At 60.7% G+C, this 17,724-nt stretch carries 17 protein-coding genes and 1 tRNA gene; 10 read left to right on the top strand and 8 right to left on the bottom strand.

Annotated features, from left to right (window positions below; all coding sequences use genetic code 11):
* The first annotated feature begins 63 nt into the window (after positions 1–63).
* Complete coding sequence (locus BLW50_RS26920) at positions 64–1,203, top strand: LLM class flavin-dependent oxidoreductase (protein ID WP_090708094.1); 1,140 nt, start codon at positions 64–66, stop codon at positions 1,201–1,203.
* A gap of 21 nt (positions 1,204–1,224) precedes the next feature.
* Here the strand turns inward: BLW50_RS26920 and BLW50_RS26915 are convergent, their stop codons facing one another.
* Positions 1,225–1,815 (bottom strand): carboxymuconolactone decarboxylase family protein, encoded by a 591-nt coding sequence (locus BLW50_RS26915; RefSeq protein ID WP_139267761.1) that lies wholly within the window; start codon positions 1,813–1,815, stop codon positions 1,225–1,227.
* A 40-nt stretch (positions 1,816–1,855) separates the two neighbouring features.
* Entirely contained in the window at positions 1,856–3,715 is a 1,860-nt protein-coding gene (locus BLW50_RS26910; protein WP_090709786.1) for a M3 family oligoendopeptidase, read from the bottom strand.
* Positions 3,716–3,942: 227 nt separating this feature from the next.
* Between BLW50_RS26910 and BLW50_RS26905 the strand changes: the two genes are divergently transcribed.
* Entirely contained in the window at positions 3,943–4,851 is a 909-nt protein-coding gene (locus BLW50_RS26905) for a substrate-binding domain-containing protein (RefSeq protein WP_090708089.1), read from the top strand.
* A 93-nt stretch (positions 4,852–4,944) separates the two neighbouring features.
* On the top strand, positions 4,945–5,445 hold the full coding sequence (locus tag BLW50_RS26900; RefSeq protein ID WP_090708087.1) for a MarR family winged helix-turn-helix transcriptional regulator: 501 nt from the start codon (positions 4,945–4,947) through the stop codon (positions 5,443–5,445).
* 6 nt (positions 5,446–5,451) lie between these two features.
* On the opposite strand, the gene BLW50_RS26895 is transcribed toward BLW50_RS26900, so the two are convergent.
* Entirely contained in the window at positions 5,452–6,051 is a 600-nt protein-coding gene (locus BLW50_RS26895) for a TMEM175 family protein (protein ID WP_090708084.1), read from the bottom strand.
* Between the two features lie 234 nt (positions 6,052–6,285).
* Between BLW50_RS26895 and BLW50_RS26890 the strand changes: the two genes are divergently transcribed.
* Together BLW50_RS26890 and BLW50_RS26885 are read left to right on the top strand one after the other, a co-directional pair.
* The gene (locus BLW50_RS26890; protein ID WP_090708082.1) at positions 6,286–7,395 is read left to right on the top strand and encodes an S-(hydroxymethyl)glutathione dehydrogenase/class III alcohol dehydrogenase; all 1,110 of its coding nucleotides are present in this window, start codon (positions 6,286–6,288) and stop codon (positions 7,393–7,395) included.
* A gap of 91 nt (positions 7,396–7,486) precedes the next feature.
* A complete protein-coding gene (locus tag BLW50_RS26885) occupies positions 7,487–9,097 on the top strand; it encodes a sulfatase-like hydrolase/transferase (protein ID WP_090708080.1) in 1,611 nt (536 codons plus the stop codon).
* Here the strand turns inward: BLW50_RS26885 and BLW50_RS26880 are convergent.
* Positions 9,066–10,349: a flavin monoamine oxidase family protein gene (locus BLW50_RS26880; RefSeq protein ID WP_280141530.1), complete on the bottom strand. Its 1,284-nt coding sequence runs from the start codon at positions 10,347–10,349 to the stop codon at positions 9,066–9,068. The genes BLW50_RS26885 and BLW50_RS26880 overlap by 32 nt on opposite strands.
* 168 nt (positions 10,350–10,517) lie before the next feature.
* Between BLW50_RS26880 and BLW50_RS26875 the strand changes: the two genes are divergently transcribed.
* The 3 genes from BLW50_RS26875 to BLW50_RS26865 are packed head-to-tail and all read left to right on the top strand — an operon-like array spanning position 10,518 to position 13,963.
* Positions 10,518–11,486, top strand: coding sequence for a TAXI family TRAP transporter solute-binding subunit (locus BLW50_RS26875; RefSeq protein ID WP_090708075.1), 969 nt, complete (start codon positions 10,518–10,520; stop codon positions 11,484–11,486).
* Positions 11,487–11,496: 10 nt separating this feature from the next.
* Positions 11,497–13,584, top strand: coding sequence for a TRAP transporter permease (locus BLW50_RS26870; protein ID WP_090708073.1), 2,088 nt, complete (start codon positions 11,497–11,499; stop codon positions 13,582–13,584).
* A gap of 4 nt (positions 13,585–13,588) precedes the next feature.
* The gene (locus BLW50_RS26865) at positions 13,589–13,963 is read left to right on the top strand and encodes a DUF1850 domain-containing protein (protein WP_090708071.1); all 375 of its coding nucleotides are present in this window, start codon (positions 13,589–13,591) and stop codon (positions 13,961–13,963) included.
* A 60-nt stretch (positions 13,964–14,023) separates the two neighbouring features.
* Here BLW50_RS26865 and BLW50_RS26860 read toward each other — a convergent pair whose 3' ends face one another.
* Entirely contained in the window at positions 14,024–14,260 is a 237-nt protein-coding gene (locus tag BLW50_RS26860) for a hypothetical protein (RefSeq protein WP_090708069.1), read from the bottom strand.
* Between the two features lie 137 nt (positions 14,261–14,397).
* Between BLW50_RS26860 and BLW50_RS26855 the strand changes: the two genes are divergently transcribed.
* Both BLW50_RS26855 and BLW50_RS26850 read left to right on the top strand, forming a co-directional pair.
* Positions 14,398–14,472: transfer RNA gene (locus BLW50_RS26855), tRNA-Val, on the top strand.
* Between the two features lie 234 nt (positions 14,473–14,706).
* Positions 14,707–15,810 carry a helix-turn-helix transcriptional regulator gene (locus tag BLW50_RS26850; protein WP_090708067.1) on the top strand — a complete coding sequence of 368 codons (1,104 nt, stop codon included), beginning with the start codon at positions 14,707–14,709 and terminating at the stop codon, positions 15,808–15,810.
* Between the two features lie 14 nt (positions 15,811–15,824).
* Here BLW50_RS26850 and BLW50_RS26845 read toward each other — a convergent pair whose 3' ends face one another.
* From BLW50_RS26845 to BLW50_RS26835, 3 genes are all read right to left on the bottom strand, one after another.
* Positions 15,825–16,070 carry a DUF2188 domain-containing protein gene (locus tag BLW50_RS26845; protein WP_090708065.1) on the bottom strand — a complete coding sequence of 82 codons (246 nt, stop codon included), beginning with the start codon at positions 16,068–16,070 and terminating at the stop codon, positions 15,825–15,827.
* 110 nt (positions 16,071–16,180) lie between these two features.
* Complete coding sequence (locus tag BLW50_RS26840) at positions 16,181–16,969, bottom strand: ABC transporter ATP-binding protein (RefSeq protein ID WP_090708063.1); 789 nt, start codon at positions 16,967–16,969, stop codon at positions 16,181–16,183.
* Positions 16,957–17,712, bottom strand: coding sequence for an ABC transporter permease (locus tag BLW50_RS26835; RefSeq protein ID WP_090709784.1), 756 nt, complete (start codon positions 17,710–17,712; stop codon positions 16,957–16,959). Before BLW50_RS26835 ends, BLW50_RS26840 begins: the two co-directional genes overlap by 13 nt.
* Positions 17,713–17,724: the final 12 nt, after the last annotated feature.

Here is a 17,724-nt window from a genome sequence, read left to right as displayed (position 1 = left end):
CCGCTTCTCCCAGCCCAGCGCAACCTGCCCCCTTGAGGTCAGCATCGCTCTGGGAGGATCGGTATGAATGTTATCGCGAAAGCCCGCACGGAATCTCTGCAAGCTGCGCAACATCCGCTGTTCAACGATCGCAAGCTGAAGCTCGGGACCTTCTGTTCCAATCTCAGCGGCGGCTGCGCCATTTCAAAGATCGATGGCGTGCTCAAAGCGCGGTGGCCCGAAACCTTGGAACTCGCCCAGCTCGGGGAAGCCATGGATTTCGAAGCGCTCGTCCCGGTTGGTCGCTGGAAGGGCTTTGGCGGTCCAACCAATTTCAATGGCGAAGGATTTGAGAGCTTTTCCTGGGCTTCGGCAATCGCTGCCTCGACACAGAAAGCCGGCGTCTTCGCCACCACCCATGTGCCAACCATCCACCCGATCTTCGCCGCGAAAATGGGAACCACCATCGACCATGTCTCGAATGGCCGTTTCGCGCTCAACATCGTCACCGGCTGGTTCAAGCCCGAAATAGAAATGTTTGGCCGCGGGCAGCTGCCGCATGAAGACCGCTACAAGATGGCGGCCGAATGGCTCGAGCTCGTCAAGCGACTGTGGACCGAGGACAAGGAATTCGACCACGACGGCCAGTACTATCAGATCAAGGCTGGCTGGTGCGCACCCAAGCCCCTGCACAAACCCTATCCGCCGATCATGAATGCAGGCGGTTCCGAAGTCGGCCGCCATTACGCCGCGAAACATTGCGACGTCGCCTTCGTCGTCTTCACCTCACACGACAAAGAGGAAATGCGTAAACAGGTCGCCGCCTATCGCGACCTCGCCCGGCAAGAATACGGCCGCGATCTCAAGATCTGGGGCTATGCCTATGTGGTGCAGGGCGAGACTGAAAAGGAAGCGCGCGACTTCTACAACCACTATGTGCACGAACAGGGCGACTGGGAGGCTGCCTCCAATCTGCTCGACACCATGGGCCTCAACGCCCAGACTTTGCCTAAGGAGGCCTACGCCTGGATCAAGGAACATTTCGTTGCCGGATGGGGCGGCTATCCGATCGTCGGCACCAAGGAACAAGTGGTCGACAAACTGCAGATGCTGTCTGACATCGGCCTCGACGGCACTCTGCTCTCCTGGGCTCGTTACGCCGAAGGCATGCGCGAGTTCCAGGAAAAGACTTATCCGCTGGTCATCCAGGCAGGGTTGCGATGAAGCAATCCTAAGAGGGCGGGTTCACGCCGGCAGCAAAGCCGTCGTGTCGTCATCGACCTGCATGTCGAAGGCACATAGCAACGCCGCCGTGGCGGCGTAATTGCCCATCAGCGAGACGAGATCGACCAGGCCTTTCTCGCCAAAACGCGCCAAGGCTTTCGCATAGGTCTGCGACGAAACCTTACGTTGGCCGAACATTTCACGCCCGAGATCGATGATCAATGCATCGGTCTCCGGCAGGCCCGCTGTCGGACGGCGGAACTTGATGGCATCGATAACCACTTGGGACACGCCCTGCTTCAAGGCTTCCGGTTCATGCGCCGCCCATTCGAAGGCGCTGTCGCATTGGCGCGCGGTGATCAGCACCGCCACTTCGCGCAGATAAGGGCTAAAACCAGCCTCAAACCGCAGATAGCGATTGACCGGTCGCGCCAGCACCGCCAGATGCGGAGAATGCAGCTGGATGCCGCCAGGGCCGATCAACCCGCGCAAGGTACCACCCTTTGGATCGACATTCGTGTCGAAGTGCTCCTGCCCTTCGGCATCAAGCGCCTCGCGCTTGACCAAGGGGAGACGACAACGCGAGACCGGATCCACGTCGGCTGGCAGCATGCGCATCCTCCCCAGTTTTTGTTTTATTCGGGCATAAACTTCAGGCTTCCATACCCTCCAGCTCCACGATCATTTTTTCGATCATGGACAGGCCGATCTGCCAGAAGGCAGGGTCGCGGGCATCGAGGCCAAACGGCACCAGCAGTTCGGAATGATGTTTGGTGCCGCCGGCCGCCAACATGGCGAAGTATTTCTCGGCGAAGCCCTGTTCGGCATTCTGATAAACGCCGTAGAGCGAGTTCACCAGGCAATCGCCGAACGCATAGGCGTAAACATAGAACGGCGAGTGGACGAAATGCGGGATGTAGGCCCAGAATACTTCGTAGCCAGCCTTCAGCTCGATGGCAGGACCAAGGCTCTCGCCCTGCACGCTCATCCACAGTTCTGAAATCTGGTCGGCGGTGAGTTCGCCCTCACGACGCGCCAGATGCAGCTTGCGCTCGAAGGAATAGAACGCGATCTGCCGCACCACGGTGTTGAGCATGTCCTCGACCTTCGCCGCCAGCATCGCCCGGCGCTGCACCGGGTCTGACGTGCCGTCGAGCAATTTGCGGAAGGTGAGCATTTCGCCGAAGACGGAAGCGGTTTCAGCCAATGTCAGCGGCGTCGGCGCCATCAGCGCACCATTCGGCGCCGCCAGTACCTGATGCACGCCGTGGCCCAACTCATGGGCAAGCGTCATCACGTCGCGCGGCTTGCCCTGATAATTCAGCATCACATACGGATGCGCCGACGGCACGGTCGGATGCGCGAAAGCGCCAGGCGACTTGCCTGGGCGCACCGGCGCATCGATCCAGCGCTCGTCGAAGAAGCGGCGCGCGATATCGGCCATGCGCGGCGCGAAGTCGCCATAGGCATCAAGCACGACGGCGCGCGCGTCTTCCCACTTATAGGTGCGCGTCGGCACGTCAGGCAGCGGCGCGTTGCGGTTCCAATGCGCCAGGGTTTCACGGCCAAACCATTTCGCCTTCAGCTTGTAATAGCGATGCGACAAGCGCGGATAGGCCGTGGTGACCGCCGCCACCAGGGCATCGACCACCTCGCGCTCGACCCGGTTGGACAGATGGCGCGCGTCGGCCACGTCGACAAAGCCGCGCCAACGGTCGGAGATTTCCTTGTCCTTGGAAAGCGTATTGGTGATCAGCGCGAAGGTGCGCAGATTCTGCTGCAGGGTTTTCGCCACCGCATCAGCAGCTTTATGGCGCACGTCCTCATGCGGATCCTGCATCAAAGCCAGCGTCGGCTCGATCGACAGTTCGCGTCCGTCAACGTCGAAGCGCAGCGAAGCGATGGTCTCGTCGAACAGGCGGTTCCAGGCGGAGCGGCCGCTGATCGCTTTTTCGTGGAAGAGCTGTTCCAGCTTGTCGTCGAGCTGATAGGGCTTCTCGCGGCGGACATCTTCCAGCCAAGGCCGATAATGCGCCAGCGGGCCCGAGGCCATCGCCGCATTGAGCTGCGCATCGTCGATACGATTGAGTTCGAGAGAGAAAAACACCAGATCCGAGGAGGCGTTGGTGATCTTCTCCTGCGCATCGCCATAAAATTTGGCCCGCGCCGGATCGCTTGTATTGCCGGTATAGATCAGGCCCGCATAGGACATGATGCGGCCCAGCAGATCCTCCAGCCCTTCGAATTCACGGATCGCTTGTGCTAGGCCAGCACTGGCATTTTCGCCGGCGGCAATGCCAGCGAGCGCGCCTTTCCACTTGCCAGCGAAGGTCCGACATTCCGCTTCCGCCCGCGCCAGATCGGCAGCGAAGGCTGGCGAGGCCATGCCAGGATAGAGATCGTCGAGATTCCATTCCGGCAAGGCGCCGAGGTCAGAAGCAACGCTCAACGGCGCCTCCAATCCGGCCTGCGCCGCAAGCCCACGATCCGTCGTCCGTCCGCTTAACTGCATCATGCCTGCACACGCCTGAAAACTAATCAAAATCGAAAATCACGTCCCCGTTATCGCCAACGACCGCGGCCCTGGCAAGGCAAACAGCGATGTAAAAGGGAATCACCGGGAACAGCCGCCAAATAGCCCTTGACTCGGATTACAGTTATGATCATAACTATAGCCATGGGATGTGCTTCAAGGCGCGCCGCCTGTCACCATCCTGCGCTAAAGATCGGGAGGTTCGGATGAGCAAATTTGTCGTCAATACGCATGGCCGTCTGCAAGAATGGATTGCCGATTCCAAGGGCTATTTCACCGATGAAGGTCTCGATTATGTGCTGACCCAGCACAATCTCCTGACCAAGGATGCCCCGGAAAACTTCAAGGCCTCGACCGCCGCCGCCAGCGCCAACCAAGTCTCCGACAATCTCAACGGCGCTTTCCAGACGTTCGAGAAGGGCCGCGACGCCTCGATCAGCTGCGCCTGCCATTGGACCGTCAACATGGCCGCTTCCGCCGATCACGGCCGCCTTTGGGGCGAAGCCTATTCGGTGTCGCCGTGCGGCATTTTCGTTCCGCCGAATTCCACCATCCGCAAGCCCGAAGATCTGGCTGGCGTGGACGTGCATGTCGGCTATCAGTCCGGCAGCCACTACACCACGATCCAGGCGCTCGAGCCATTCATGGCGGCCGATCAGATCAAGCTGAAGTTCGGCGGCGGCCCCTCGGACCGCGTCGACCAGCTCCTGAACGGTATTGCCCCCGCCGCGACGCTGTTCGGCATGCAGTATTACATCATGGAACAGCTCGGCTACCGGAAGATCATCGACAACACCTTCATGATCTCCGGCATGATTCCCGAAGGCATCGACCTTGAGGACGTGCGCAAATATTACCGCGCCTTGCGTCGCGCCCAGGCCGATATCGACCTGATGCACCAGCAATATACCCACTTCTACAGCAACGAACTGCCGGAACGGCATGCCAAGCTTGTGGACGTGCGCCGCTTCGGACCGGGCGAACGCATCGTGTTCGAGCCCTATTCCCGCGCCATGTACGAAGATACCCATCGCTGGGTCGAGGAACGCCACATCTTCAGCGAAGACAAAGCCGGTCACGGCGCCTACGAAGACGCGGTCGCCTGCCCGGTGTGAGCCGGCATCAGCAGCGAAATACGATAATTTGAAGTACACTGTGGCGGGCGATTCTAGAAAAATCGCCCGCCACAGCTGTATAATGGGCAGGCCATGAGTTCCGAGGATTCCCAAGCCAGAACCGCCAGTAAGCCGGCCAGCCACTCTGGTTCCGACACTGAGCCTGATTTCGCGCCCCATGCGCCGGTGGGCCATCTGCTGCGCCGCGTCTATCATAAGGCGCGCGAAACCTCGGCTTACCTCTACCGTGACTTTGACGTGACACCGCAGCAGGCCGCAGCCCTCTTCTCGGTCCGCCGCCGCGGCTCCCTCTCCCAAGCCGAAATCGGCGAAGCCATCGCCATGGAACCCGCCAATGTCCATGGCCTGGTGGCGCGGCTGAAAGCCAAGAAGCTGATCGAAGCCGAACGCGACCCCGTCGATCCCCGGCGCATGCGCATCCGCCTGACGAAGGAGGGTGAAGTGGTGGTCACCACGCTCTCCGACGCGGCGAAAATGTCCGAAGAGACAACCCTATCTCCCCTTTCATCGGCCGAACGCGCCACCCTCATGCGCCTGTTGCGCAAAATGCTCGTTCACCCGCCGGTGCGTTGACGGCGCTCAATCCGGCTTGGACACCGCCGCTTCCTCAAGCAGCAAACGCTCGATCCGGCGATCCGGCAGAAGCCACATGATCGCGACGAGCGCATATATCGCGGCCGCAAGCAGCGGATGAATGAATCCCGCAAGAATGCCAGCCAGATAGAGCACCGGCGAAATTTTACCCTTGAAATTCGAACCCAGCGCCCGCGCCAATAGGCAATCCTCGCCTTCAAGCCGGATGATGGTGCGCTGCAAGATGTAATAGGCGATGCCAGGCATCAGCAGCGACAGGCCGTAAAGCATCACCGGATTACGATCGAAATGGTTTTCCCCCATCCAATCCGTGGTAAAGGGCACCAGCGACAACCAGAACAGCAGATGCGTATTGGCCCACAGCACCGCGCCGTTGACGCGATGCACGGTCTGGAACATGTGATGATGGTTGTTCCAATAGATCGCCACATAGACGAAGCTCAACACATAACTGACGAAAACGGGCAGCAGTTTCGCCAGATCAGCCCAATCCGCGCCGTGCGGCACCTTTAATTCCAGCACCATGATGGTGATGATGATCGCGATCACGCCGTCGCTGAATGCCGCCAGCCGTTCCTTTTCCATATCCGATCCTGACAAAGTCGAGCCTAGCTCATGCTGTCCCGGCGGGCGGCGACAATCAAGGTGACAGTGATCCTCGCAAGGCGACTGTGATCCTTGGTTCCCGCGACGGGCACTATCCACCCCAGCCAGCTGATTCGCGTGAAATAATCCAGCATCGGCAGCAGAAGCCAGGCTGCCTCTTTACCTCAGGCGAACAACCGGCAATATGCCGCCACCTGACACTGGAGATGCCGAATGAAAACCCGTGCCGCCGTTGCTTTCGCCGCCAAAAAGCCGCTCGAAATCGTTGAACTCGATCTCGAAGGACCGAAGGCCGGCGAGGTCCTCGTCGAAGTCAAAGCGACGGGCATCTGCCACACTGACTATTTCACCCTGTCGGGCGCTGATCCGGAAGGTCTTTTCCCCTGCGTGCTCGGCCATGAGGGCGCGGGCATCGTCGTCGATGTCGGTGCTGGCGTGACCACCCTGAAGAAGGGCGACCATGTCATTCCGCTCTACACGCCCGAATGCCGCCAGTGCAAAAGCTGTCTGTCGCGCAAGACCAATCTCTGCACCGCCATCCGGACCACCCAGGGCAAGGGCGTGATGCCCGACGGCACCTCGCGCTTCAAGTGCGACGGCGAGCCGGTGCTGCACTACATGGGCACCTCCACCTTCGCCAACCACATCGTCGTGCCGGAAATCGCGCTGGCGAAAATCCGTGAGGACGCCCCCTTCGACAAGGTCTGCTACATCGGCTGTGGCGTCACCACCGGCATCGGCGCGGTGATGTGGACGGCGCAGGCGGAAGTCGGCTGTCGCGCCGTCGTCTTCGGTCTCGGCGGTATCGGCCTCAACGTCATTCAGGGCCTGCGCATGATCGGCGCCGAGCAGATTGTCGGCGTCGACATCAATCCAGCCCGCAACGAGCTGGCGCGCAAATTCGGCATGACCGACTTCGTCAACCCGAAGGAAGTCGGCGGCGATCTCGTGCCCTATCTGGTCGACCTCACCAAGGGCGGCGCCGACTATTCGTTCGAATGTATCGGCAACGTCAACACCATGCGCCAAGCCCTTGAATGCTGCCATCGCGGCTGGGGCCAGTCGATCATCGTCGGCGTCGCGCCGTCCGGTGCGGAAATCGCCACGCGTCCGTTCCAGCTCGTCACCGGCCGCGTCTGGAAGGGCACGGCCTTCGGCGGCGCTCGTGGCCGCACCGACGTGCCGCGTATCGTCGATTGGTACATGGATGGCCGCATCAACATCGATGACCTGATCACCCACAAACTGCCGCTGGAGCGCATCAACGAAGGCTTCGATCTGATGCATGCCGGCACGTCGATCCGCAGCGTCGTCGAATTCTAACGTGGTGGCGGACCCCGGTTCGCCAAGAACACAGCCGCGATACCTGCCTCTCTGGGCGCGTATCGCGGCTACAATCGTCATCGGAGCATTGTTGGTCTGGCGTTTCCGTCAGGCCGAAGGCTCGTTCGCCAATTTTATTTTCACCACAGCCCTGACCGGCGCGCTCTATGCGGCGCTCGTGGTTTTGACGCGCCGACTGCTGGCGCCCCTCATTGCGCTCACGGCCTTCATCACGGTCGTCTACGCCACGTCCTACGCCAAATACCAGGCCACCACCTTCGTCCTACACGCCTGGGATTTTATCTATTACGTCGGCGACTGGGGCGAGGTCGCCACATGGTGGTCAGGCCGCCCGTGGGCACTCGCCATCGCGATCGCCGGCCTTGCAAGCCTTGTCATCGGCACATGGCTCGCATGGCGGTATGAACCAGCCACCATCGCACGCAAAGTCTCGCTGCCCGCCTGCGCGCTGCTGATCGGCGCCACATTCTATACGGCGCAGGCACGGGGCGAACGCCCCCACATGCTATTCAATTTCCCTGACTGGCATTGGTCGTCGTTTCTGATTTCCTTCGATGAGAGTTTTGAAGCGATCCGCCGTGGCGGTCTGATCGCGGCGGCGCCACAGAGCGCCCCGCGCCCCTTCGCCCGCAGCGCTTGTACGCCGTCGGAAAAACCGCCGCATGTGATCTTGATCCACGAGGAATCCGTCGGGCCGCCGTCGCTTTTCCCGCAGATCAAATATGATCCAACCGTCGATGCGCTGTTCAAATCCTTCGATGGCAAGATGCACAAAATGCGCGTCGAGACATTTGGCGGCGGCTCCTGGCTGACGGAATCCTCCGTCCTGCTCGGCCTGTCGAGCCAGTTCTTCGGCGGCATGAAACACTTCATCCAATATTTTACCGCCGGCCATCTGCGCGACACCCTGCCCTTGGTCATGGCGTCCTGCGGCTATCGCACGGTCATGTTCTATCCAGCCTTCAAGGGTTTCTTCGGCAACGCCAAATTCTTCGAGACCGTCGGCATTGAGGAGATTTTCGATCGCAAGGCCCAGGGCGCCAAGAGCGATTGGGAAACCGATCGCTTCTATTTTGACAATGCGGTTGCCGAGATCGGCCGTCATGTGGCGCAATCGCCCAAGCCGCTCTTCATCTATTTGCAGACCATGTCGGCGCACTGGCCCTATGACATCGCCTTCCAGCCTGACATCGAGGTGCCGGGCGGCGCGCCGGGCACGCCACCGCAGATCAACGAATATCTGCGTCGCCTCGCCATGGCGCGTCTCGACTACGATCATCTAAAACAGGACCTCGCCCGCCGCTTCCCCAACGAACGTTTCCTCATCGTCCAATATGGCGACCACCACGCCATGCCGGTTGCCCAGCTTTATGGCTACAAGGACGAGGACGATGTGAAGGACATGAATTTCGCGCCGGATTCAGCCGCGATGACCACCTATTTTGGCGTCGACGGCATCAATTATACGCCACCACCGCTGCCTGATATCGACGTGGTCGATGTCGGTTATCTCGGCGCCATCCTGCTCGAGGCGGCGCGCCTGCCGATGCCCGCATCCTGGCGCGAACGCCTGCGGCTGATGAACGTCTGTGGCGGCCGCTATTACGATTGCCCGAAACGCGAGGACGTTCTCGCCTTTCATCGGCGGCTTATCGATTCTGGTCTGCTACCGAAATATTGAGCGCCTGCAAGGCTTCGGCGGCAGCCCGTTCGCCACTCTCATGGGCGCCGTGAGCGGTGGAGAAATAATGCGGTGATGTCGCTTCACCAGCGAAGAACAGGCGATCATCGACGGGCTGCGCCAGCACCGCGCGCTTGTCCCAATGGCCGGGCAGCGCATGCGAATAAGAGCCGAGCGCATAGGGATCTTGCTCCCAAGAGCTCACCGCGATCGACGTCAGACGATCACGCCATTGCGAGCCAAGCATGCGGACAAGTTCCTCACGGGCGAAAGCGGTGAAGCCGGCGAGCCCTTCCTTCTCCAGATCGCGCGCGCACTGGCCACCAAAATAGCCTTCGATAACCGGCAGACCAAAGGGCCGATAATGATAGGCGCCCGTCGCCCGGCGATCGAGCGCGCCAAACTGGCGACTATTTTCCGGTAGCTCCTCCGCCTTGTCGACACGCAGGAACAATTTGTCGTCGAGCCCGAGCGGCAGGACGGATGCCGCATCACGTTTTTCCGGCAGGTCCGGCGTGAAGCGGATGACATCGCGCGCCAAAAGATTGGTAGGCACCGTAACGATGACCGCACGGGCACTGACGCGCCCCTTGGCACAGGTCACGATAATCCGCGATCCGGAATGATCTATTGTCTCGACCGGACATTCGGTGATCACCGGCAAAGCCGCGCCGCTGCGCGCGATCAATGTGCCATAGCCCTCGACGACGCGATAATTGAGCCGACTGTCATGATAATTGTCGAAATCGCGCACCGACAGGCGATCAAGCTCGACACCGTTGACGTAGGTACTGATCGCATCGATCAGCGGGTTCCAGCGATTCCCCGGTTCGAGCAGTTCAGCTGCCGGTCTGTCGCCGGCCTTGTGCACCTCGGCTTCCATCCGCTCGTAAAAACTGTTTTGGGCGTCACGAAAGCCGCGCTGTGCGTCCGCCGGAAATCCCTGTTCCGGCATCTCCCGCTGCCAGGGTGGCGTCGTTTCATCGACCGTCAGGCCAAGCGAACGGGTGATGCCGACAAGCGGATTGTCATCGGCCGAATGCAGCCAACCGCAGCCCAGATCAAGGCCATAGGGCGAAAAGCCATCGATGCTCCAGGCCCGTCCGCCGACACGCGATCGAGCCTCCAGCACGACAAAGCGCAGGCCGGCCCTCGCCAGCGCATGGCCGGCCGCGACACCCGCCGCGCCGGCACCAACCACGACCACATCGACGTCAGCAAGATCAGACATGAGCTGGACATAAGGGCCCACGCTGGCACAGTCCAGCGTGCCCCGCCCTCTTCGCCTTTGCGACCTTGGACTAACACCACCGAAAAAATACGGTTATCGGCTTGAGCGTGGCGCGATTGCGTGAATAATCGGCTCACGATCTAGGCGACGCGGATAAGCGCGGCCACACAGATACATAGGGAGAAACAGATGGGGCTCAGCTTTTCCGTCAAAGCGACGCGCACTGCCGTCTTCGCCGGCCTGGTGGGCGCGCTTGCCATCGGCACGCCCGCCCGCGCTCAGGATTTCATCGGCATCCTCACCGGCGGCACGTCCGGCGTCTATTACCCGATGGGCGTCGCCATCTCGAAAATCTATTCGGAAAAGATGAAGGGCTCGCGTCCCACCGTCCAAGCCACCAAGGCCTCGGTCGAAAATCTCGTGCTGCTACAACAGGGCAAGGGCGAGATCGCCTTCACGCTGGGCGACAGCCTCGCCTTCGCCTGGGAAGGCAATGAGGAAGCCGGCTTCAAGACGAAGCAAACGAAGCTGCGCGGCATTGCCGCCATTTATCCAAACTTCGTCCAGATCGTCGCCTCCCAGGACAGCGGCATCAAGACCCTGGCGGACCTCAAGGGCAAGCGCTTGTCCGTCGGCGCGCCGAAATCCGGCACGGAACTGAACGCACGCGCCATCCTCGCAGCCGCCGGCATTACCTACAAAGATCTCGGCAGGGTCGAATATTTGCCGTTCGGTGAATCCGTCGACCTGATGAAGAACCGCCAGCTCGACGCCACCCTGCAATCGGCTGGGCTCGGCGTCGCCGCCATCCGCGATCTCGCCAGCGCCGTGCCGATCAATGTCGTCGAGATTCCCGCGGCCATCGTCGAGAAGACCGGCGCGCCCTATATCAAGAGCGTCATTCCAAAAGGCACTTATACGGGCCAGGACAACGACGTGCAGACGGCCGCCATCGTCAACTATCTCGTCACCCGGTCCGATCTGCCAGAAGCCACGGTCTATGAAATGACCAAGTCGATCTTCGAGAATCTCGACGAACTGCGCGCCGCTCACTCGGCCGCCAAGGACATCGACATCAACAAGGCGCTGGAGGGCATGCCGGTGCCCCTCCATCCCGGCGCCGAGCGATATCTGAAAGAACGCGGCATCGCGAAATAGGCGAGCCAACATGACCCACACGCTCACCGAGCTTGAGATTGAACATGGCCTACCGCCTGGCTGGGGTGGCGGGGTCTCGGGCCGAGTCCTGTTCTGGATCGCCTTCGTTTTCGCCGCCTTCCAGGTGGCGACGTCGCTCTATGCCTTCCTGCCAGCCCAGGTGCTGCGCACCGTCCATGTCGGCTTTCTCACTCTGGTTGGCGCGGCGCTGATCGCCAATCACAAGACCCAATATCGGCTCACATGGTATGTCGGCTGGGCCGCCGGCCTCATCGCCTTCGCCTGCGGCCTCTATCACTGGTTTTTCTATACCGACCTCGTCAATCGCGCCGGTGAGCTGCTGCCGATCGATCTTGTCGTTGGCGTGGTCACGCTGGTCATCCTGTTTGTCGTCTCCTGGATGCTGATGGGCGCGGCGCTGCCGCTGATCTGCCTAGCTTTCCTCGCCTATGCGCTGTGGGGCCAATATCTGCCGGTGCCGTTCGATCATCGCGGCTATAGCCTCGAACAGGTCATCGACCAGATGAACTTCGGCACCGAAGGCATTTACGGCACGCCCACAGGCATTTCGGCCACCTATATCTTCCTCTTCGTCCTGTTCGGCGCCTTCCTCGAGCGCGCCGGCATGATCCAGCTCTTCAATGACGTCGCCATGGGCCTTGTCGGCTGGGCGCGCGGCGGCGCGGCGAAAGTCGCCGTCATTTCCTCAGCGATGATGGGCACGATTTCGGGCTCCGGCGTCGCCAATGTGGTCACGGTCGGCCAATTCACCATCCCGCTGATGAAGCGCTTCGGCTATCGATCCACGTTCGCTGGTGGCGTCGAAGCCACCGCCTCCATGGGCGGCCAGATCATGCCGCCGGTGATGGGCGCGGTTGCCTTCATCATGGCCGAAAACATCGGCGTGCCCTATGTCGAGATCGTCAAGGCGGCGATCATTCCCGCCATTCTCTATTTCGCCTCGGCCTTCTGGATGGTGCATCTGGAAGCCGGCAAGCATGGGCTTCTGGGCATTCCGCGCTCCGAATTGCCGAGCCCGTTGCAGGCGTTGAAACGGCAATGGCATCTCGCTCTGCCCCTGGTCGTGCTTGTCGTTTTGTTGATGGATGGCTTCACGCCGCTCTTTGCCGGTTCGGTCGGCCTGGCGCTGACCGCCATCATGATTCTCGGCGGCGCCATCGCGCTAAACATTTCTCAAACCGCTCTGCGCTACGCCTTCTGGATCGCCGTCGGCCTAATTGCCGCTGCTCTCTTCAAATTCGGCGTCTGGATCATCGTTGCCCTCGTTGGCACCTTGATCCTGCTCAATCTGTTCACACGCGGCGGCCGCGACACCTTGATCATGTGTCGTGATGCTTTGGCAGACGGATCGCGGCAAGCACTGCCCGTGGGCCTCGCCTGCGCCATCGTCGGCACCGTCATCGGCACCATGACCCTCACCGGCGCGGCCTCGACCTTCGGCAATTACATCGTCTCCTTCGGGCGTGAGTCGCTGTTCATCTGCCTGCTCTTGGTGATGTTCACCTCGCTCGTGCTCGGCACCGGCCTGCCGACGATCCCGACCTATATCATCACCGCTTCGCTCGCCGCACCGGCGCTGTTGAAGCTCGGCGTGCCGCTGATCGTCAGCCATATGTTCGTCTTCTACTACGGCATCATCGCTGACCTGACGCCGCCTGTGGCGCTGGCGGCACTGGCCGCAGCCCCCATCGCCAAAGCCTCGCCCGACGCCATCGGCTGGCAGGCCTGCCGCATCGCCATCGCCGGCTTCCTCATTCCCTTCATGGCGGTCTATGAGCCCTCCTTGATGCTGCAGGACGGTGGCCGCATCGCCGCTGAATACGGCTACTGGATCGAAGTCGCTTATGTCAGCTTCAAGGCGGTGCTGGTCATCACCGTCACCGGCGTCGCCGCCATCGGCTTTTATTTCGCCCGGACCTCATGGCCCGAGCGCATCCTGCATGGGGTCGCCGCCGTCGCCTTCATCTCGCCTCTGCCCTGGAGCGACACCCTCGCCTTGACGCTGACCGCGCTGCTGACGGCCTGGAGTCTGTTCAAGGCCCGCCAACCGACGGCGACCGCGCCATCGACCGTCTGAAGCGATGGCCATCAACCTGTGCATCGTCAGCGGCGCGACTCTCAGCAAGATCGCCGCGCTGACCTTCACCTTGTCCTGGCAACATTCAGTGCAGAAGACCGAATGGATCGAGACCTGGCATGTGACGCCGAGTGCGCTGGAATTGGTGGAAGCCCGCGTCGAGGGCATGGGCGCTGGCATGGAGCCGCCGGAAGGATCGGTCTTCGACGGCCGCTTCTGGCGCTGGAAACCAACAGTCCCACCGCTGCCTGAAGTCCGCCTGTCCCGCTCCGATGCCCTGCCGCAGGGCTGGACCCTGTGCACGACAGACGGCTGCCGGCCGGTTGCCTCGGCCGCCGATCAGGCTGATGTGGTGATTCTGAAGCCGTGTGCGGACTGAGCATCTTTAAGCGAAGCCAATACCGGCACGCGTGAAGAAAATGCGTCAGAACAAAAGACTTTAGCCGCGAATCGGCTCGACCTTGAGTGCGGCGCGGATGAAATAGTACAGGCCGATGAAGCCGACGAGGCCGCCTGTGATCTCGATGGCATAACGGGCGACTTGCGGCAGGCCGAACATGCCGCCCAGAGCCCAACCAGCCGCCCAGGAGATCCCGACCAGCTCGGTGCCAACAAGGATCGCGACGCTGACCACGGTCAGCGTGTTCTGCCAGTTGATCGGCTTACGGTCGGCCAAAGCTACATCTCCAAAGGTCTGAATGGGCGTTTTCTACAGGAAGCATCTCCGACGAGCAATCACTCCCTTGCGTACGCTGCGGCAACCCCCTATACCCCTGCCATTCCGCGCCGGTTCGCCGGCCAAACCGTGGAAACGGGCGATTAGCTCAGCGGGAGAGCACTTCCTTGACATGGAAGGGGTCACAGGTTCGATCCCTGTATCGCCCACCACGAACTCTTTGATTTCAAATGCCTTTTAGGGCCGGCGCAGAAATGCGCTGGCGGTGCACTGGCGTTTCAGCGGCACGTCAGCAGGCTGCCGGCCAAGCGGCTGCCGCGTGTGTTCTGATTCCGTTCTGATCCCCGCGCCCGATGGTGAGCAACACTACGCCCCGAATCATCTGGGGCCGCATCTCCGATCGGATATCGGTGCGTGCTAATGTGAGGCCGACGAGGGGTATCGCATTGGCGCAATCATTCTCTTCCTTTGACGACGCCGCACAGTCCCTGCTCGATGCGGCGGTTGATCCCATGCTTTGGAATGATGCGATGGCCCGCGTCGCATCCTTTGCCGGCGCAACCGGCGCCATGCTGATTCATACCAAGAGCCCCCGCCCCGTGATTCCCTATTCCTCCTCGATAGCGGAGGCCATTGAGGGCTATTTCCGCGAGGGCTGGAATCATCGCGACGAACGCGTCCGAGGCTTGCCGTTCATGCGCCGGAACGGATTTTTCGTCGACCAGGACTATCTCGATCGCGACGAGCTCAAAACCTCGCCCTACTACCGCTACCTTCAAAGATTCCAAATAAACTGGGCCGCCGGCATAGGCGTCTCAACGGCGGATGAAGAACTTGCGCTTATGATTTACTTCGGCGATCGGCATGGATTTGTCGATCGCAAGAAGATGCAGAGCTTCATGCGGTTGCGCCCTCACATTGAGGCCGCTGCTCTGCTGTCGAAGAATATCGCATTCGCCAATGCCTCCGGCATGATCGACGCTTATCAATCACTGCGCTGCCCCAGCCTGCTCTTGGACACCACAGGCGTGGTCATAAAACTCAATCAAGCAGCGGAAGACATCATCGATGATGGGCTCAAACTCAAACATGGAATTGTGAGCTGTGAGCGAGCTGAAGATACACAGTCCCTGAAAGCACTCATCTCTCAAATCTGCGGTAATGCTGGCCTCGCGCACCAAGACGTCCCTTTGCGCCTTGTCGTGCAACGGACGGCCAAAGGTCCTCTTATCGTTGAGGGGATGCGCATCGAAGGTATGGCGAGCGCCGTGTTCTCTTCGGCGCGAGCGATTTTATTGATCACAGATCCCAGCCGAACCTTTCAGCCGACACCGGCGATGCTGATGCGCAACGTCTTTGGCCTAACAGCCACGGAGGCCATGCTTGTCAGTCACCTGGAGCAAGGCATGGCGCTACAAGCTGCGGCTGATGCGATGCGAATAAGCGTTCAAACGGCGCGCACGCATCTCAAGAGCGTCTTCTTCAAGACAAATACAAATCGACAATCAGAACTGCTCTTGTCGATCCGTCGACTGCGTCAGGTTGTTTAAACCTGCTGGTCGCCTCAACCCTTGTCATCCAGCTTCGTTTCCGGGCGATCGTTCCCCGAGGCCAGCTCTTGATGCCACTTGCCGCGCTCATCCTCGTATTCAATGCCATCGGTCTTGCCGGCGACCTGTTGCCGCCCAGCCGCCTCGGCGGCGGCAGCATGCGCCATCTTGTGGGTCGGATAGGTCTCCGACAGCACATCGCCGACCTTATAGGCCCAGCCGCCATCATGTTCGACCACCTCGTAAACAACCTTGGTCATTGTCCTACTCCGTTCCAGCGGCTTCACAGTTTCACCAGGACTCTACGGCATTTGGATGAACAGGACAGCGTCATCGAAGACGTTGTCATACTTATCATCCAAACAAGGACTTAGATCTCCCAATTGTCGGCTGAAACCGCCTCGCCGGTGATGTCGGCACGCACCAGCGCGACGATTTCGGCCAGGCTGCGCGAATTGCGAGCACGCGGGCGCGCCACGGTGACGACCCGGTCGGCCCGGATCTCGCCAGGCTTGCCGGCCAAAGCCACGATCCGATCGGCCAAATAAGCGGCTTCATCGATGTCGTGGGTGACGAACAGGATGGTCTTGTTCATCTTCTGCCAGATCTGGATCAGTTGGTCCTGCAGGCCTTCGCGCGTGGCGATGTCGAGCGCCGAGAATGGTTCGTCCATCAGCAGGATCGACGGACGCACAGCCAGCGCACGCGCCAGGGCGACGCGCTGCCGCTGACCACCCGACAATTGCCACGGCCACCGATCGGCCAGTTCCTCCAGGCCGACGAGGGCCAGAACTTCCAACGCCCGCGCACGGCGCTCTGCTCGCAACAGCGATGTTTTCTCCAGACCGAACTCGACATTGCGCACCACGCGCCGCCACGGCAGCAAACGTGAATCTTGAAACACCAGCGCCATCGGTCGCTCGGCCTTGGGATCGGGATGGACGGCAACCGAACCCGCTGAAGGCTTGGCGAGCCCCATCAACACACGCAGCAACGTCGACTTGCCGACGCCGGAGGCACCCACCAAAACGACGAAAGAGCCGTGCGGTACCGTCAGGTTGAGATCGCGCAAGACTTCTGTCTGTTCACCATCCTGCAGGAAGGACAGACGCAGACCACGAATGTCGATCGCCGCATCAGCGGGATTTATGGCCTCCATTGCAGCAGCCTCCCCTGGACCAGCATGAAGACCGTATCCATCAATCCGTAGAGCGCTGCCATGGTCAGCATGTAGACCACGACGATATCGGTGGCGAGCAGGCTCGACGCCTGCATCATCCGGCTGCCGAGACCGCTAACGCCAAAGAGTTCGGCAGCAACGACGGCCATCCACGCTTGGCCCAGCGCCGTGCGCGCACCGACCAGAATGCCTGGTGTCGCAGCCGGCAGCAGCACTTTCCACAATCGCTCGAACGGTCCGTGAAAGCCGAAGGCCTGCGCCACTTCGACAAGATCACGATCGACGCTGCGAATGGCGCCGAAGGTGGCGAAATAGACGATCCAGAACACGCCGATGGCGATAATGAAAACAGCGCCGCCTTCACTGACGCCAAACCAGATGATGGCAAAGGGCACCCAGGCGAGGCCTGGGATCGGCCGCAACAGCCGGCTGACCCAGGCGAACAGGCCTTCCGCCACCCGCGACATGCCCGTCGCGATGCCAAGACCAACGCCTACGCCGGTGCCAACAGCAAGGCCGAGCACGTAATGAAACAAACTTTGCCCGACTGACTTCAACCAGATGCCGCTGGAGAGTTCGCGCATAAAGGCGGCCGGCAGGTCGCTCGGCGTCGGCAACAGCACGCGCTGCGCCAGCCCGAGCAACGGCACGGCCTCCCAGATCCCAAGAAACATCAGCAGCCCGATCAGCGGCAGCGCGCGCGACAGCACAGTATTGTTCATCATCTCATTCCG

The sequence above is a fragment of the Beijerinckia sp. 28-YEA-48 genome, from assembly GCF_900104955.1.
Classification (GTDB): Bacteria; Pseudomonadota; Alphaproteobacteria; order Rhizobiales; family Beijerinckiaceae; genus Terripilifer.
Note: the sequence above shows the minus strand (reverse complement) of the source record. Positions and strands in the feature narration are given on the sequence as shown.

Bases quoted from the DNA above. Each gene is read 5' to 3' on its own strand.
- BLW50_RS26920 (WP_090708094.1), top strand. From the start codon at position 64: ATGAATGTTATCGCGAAAGCCCGCACGGAATCTCTGCAAGCTGCGCAA.
- BLW50_RS26915 (WP_139267761.1), bottom strand. From the start codon at position 1,815: ATGCTGCCAGCCGACGTGGATCCGGTCTCGCGTTGTCGTCTCCCCTTG.
- BLW50_RS26910 (WP_090709786.1), bottom strand. From the start codon at position 3,715: ATGCAGTTAAGCGGACGGACGACGGATCGTGGGCTTGCGGCGCAGGCC.
- BLW50_RS26905 (WP_090708089.1), top strand. From the start codon at position 3,943: ATGAGCAAATTTGTCGTCAATACGCATGGCCGTCTGCAAGAATGGATT.
- BLW50_RS26900 (WP_090708087.1), top strand. From the start codon at position 4,945: ATGAGTTCCGAGGATTCCCAAGCCAGAACCGCCAGTAAGCCGGCCAGC.
- BLW50_RS26895 (WP_090708084.1), bottom strand. From the start codon at position 6,051: ATGGAAAAGGAACGGCTGGCGGCATTCAGCGACGGCGTGATCGCGATC.
- BLW50_RS26890 (WP_090708082.1), top strand. From the start codon at position 6,286: ATGAAAACCCGTGCCGCCGTTGCTTTCGCCGCCAAAAAGCCGCTCGAA.
- BLW50_RS26875 (WP_090708075.1), top strand. From the start codon at position 10,518: ATGGGGCTCAGCTTTTCCGTCAAAGCGACGCGCACTGCCGTCTTCGCC.
- BLW50_RS26870 (WP_090708073.1), top strand. From the start codon at position 11,497: ATGACCCACACGCTCACCGAGCTTGAGATTGAACATGGCCTACCGCCT.
- BLW50_RS26865 (WP_090708071.1), top strand. From the start codon at position 13,589: ATGGCCATCAACCTGTGCATCGTCAGCGGCGCGACTCTCAGCAAGATC.
- BLW50_RS26845 (WP_090708065.1), bottom strand. From the start codon at position 16,070: ATGACCAAGGTTGTTTACGAGGTGGTCGAACATGATGGCGGCTGGGCC.
- BLW50_RS26840 (WP_090708063.1), bottom strand. From the start codon at position 16,969: ATGGAGGCCATAAATCCCGCTGATGCGGCGATCGACATTCGTGGTCTG.
- BLW50_RS26835 (WP_090709784.1), bottom strand. From the start codon at position 17,712: ATGAACAATACTGTGCTGTCGCGCGCGCTGCCGCTGATCGGGCTGCTG.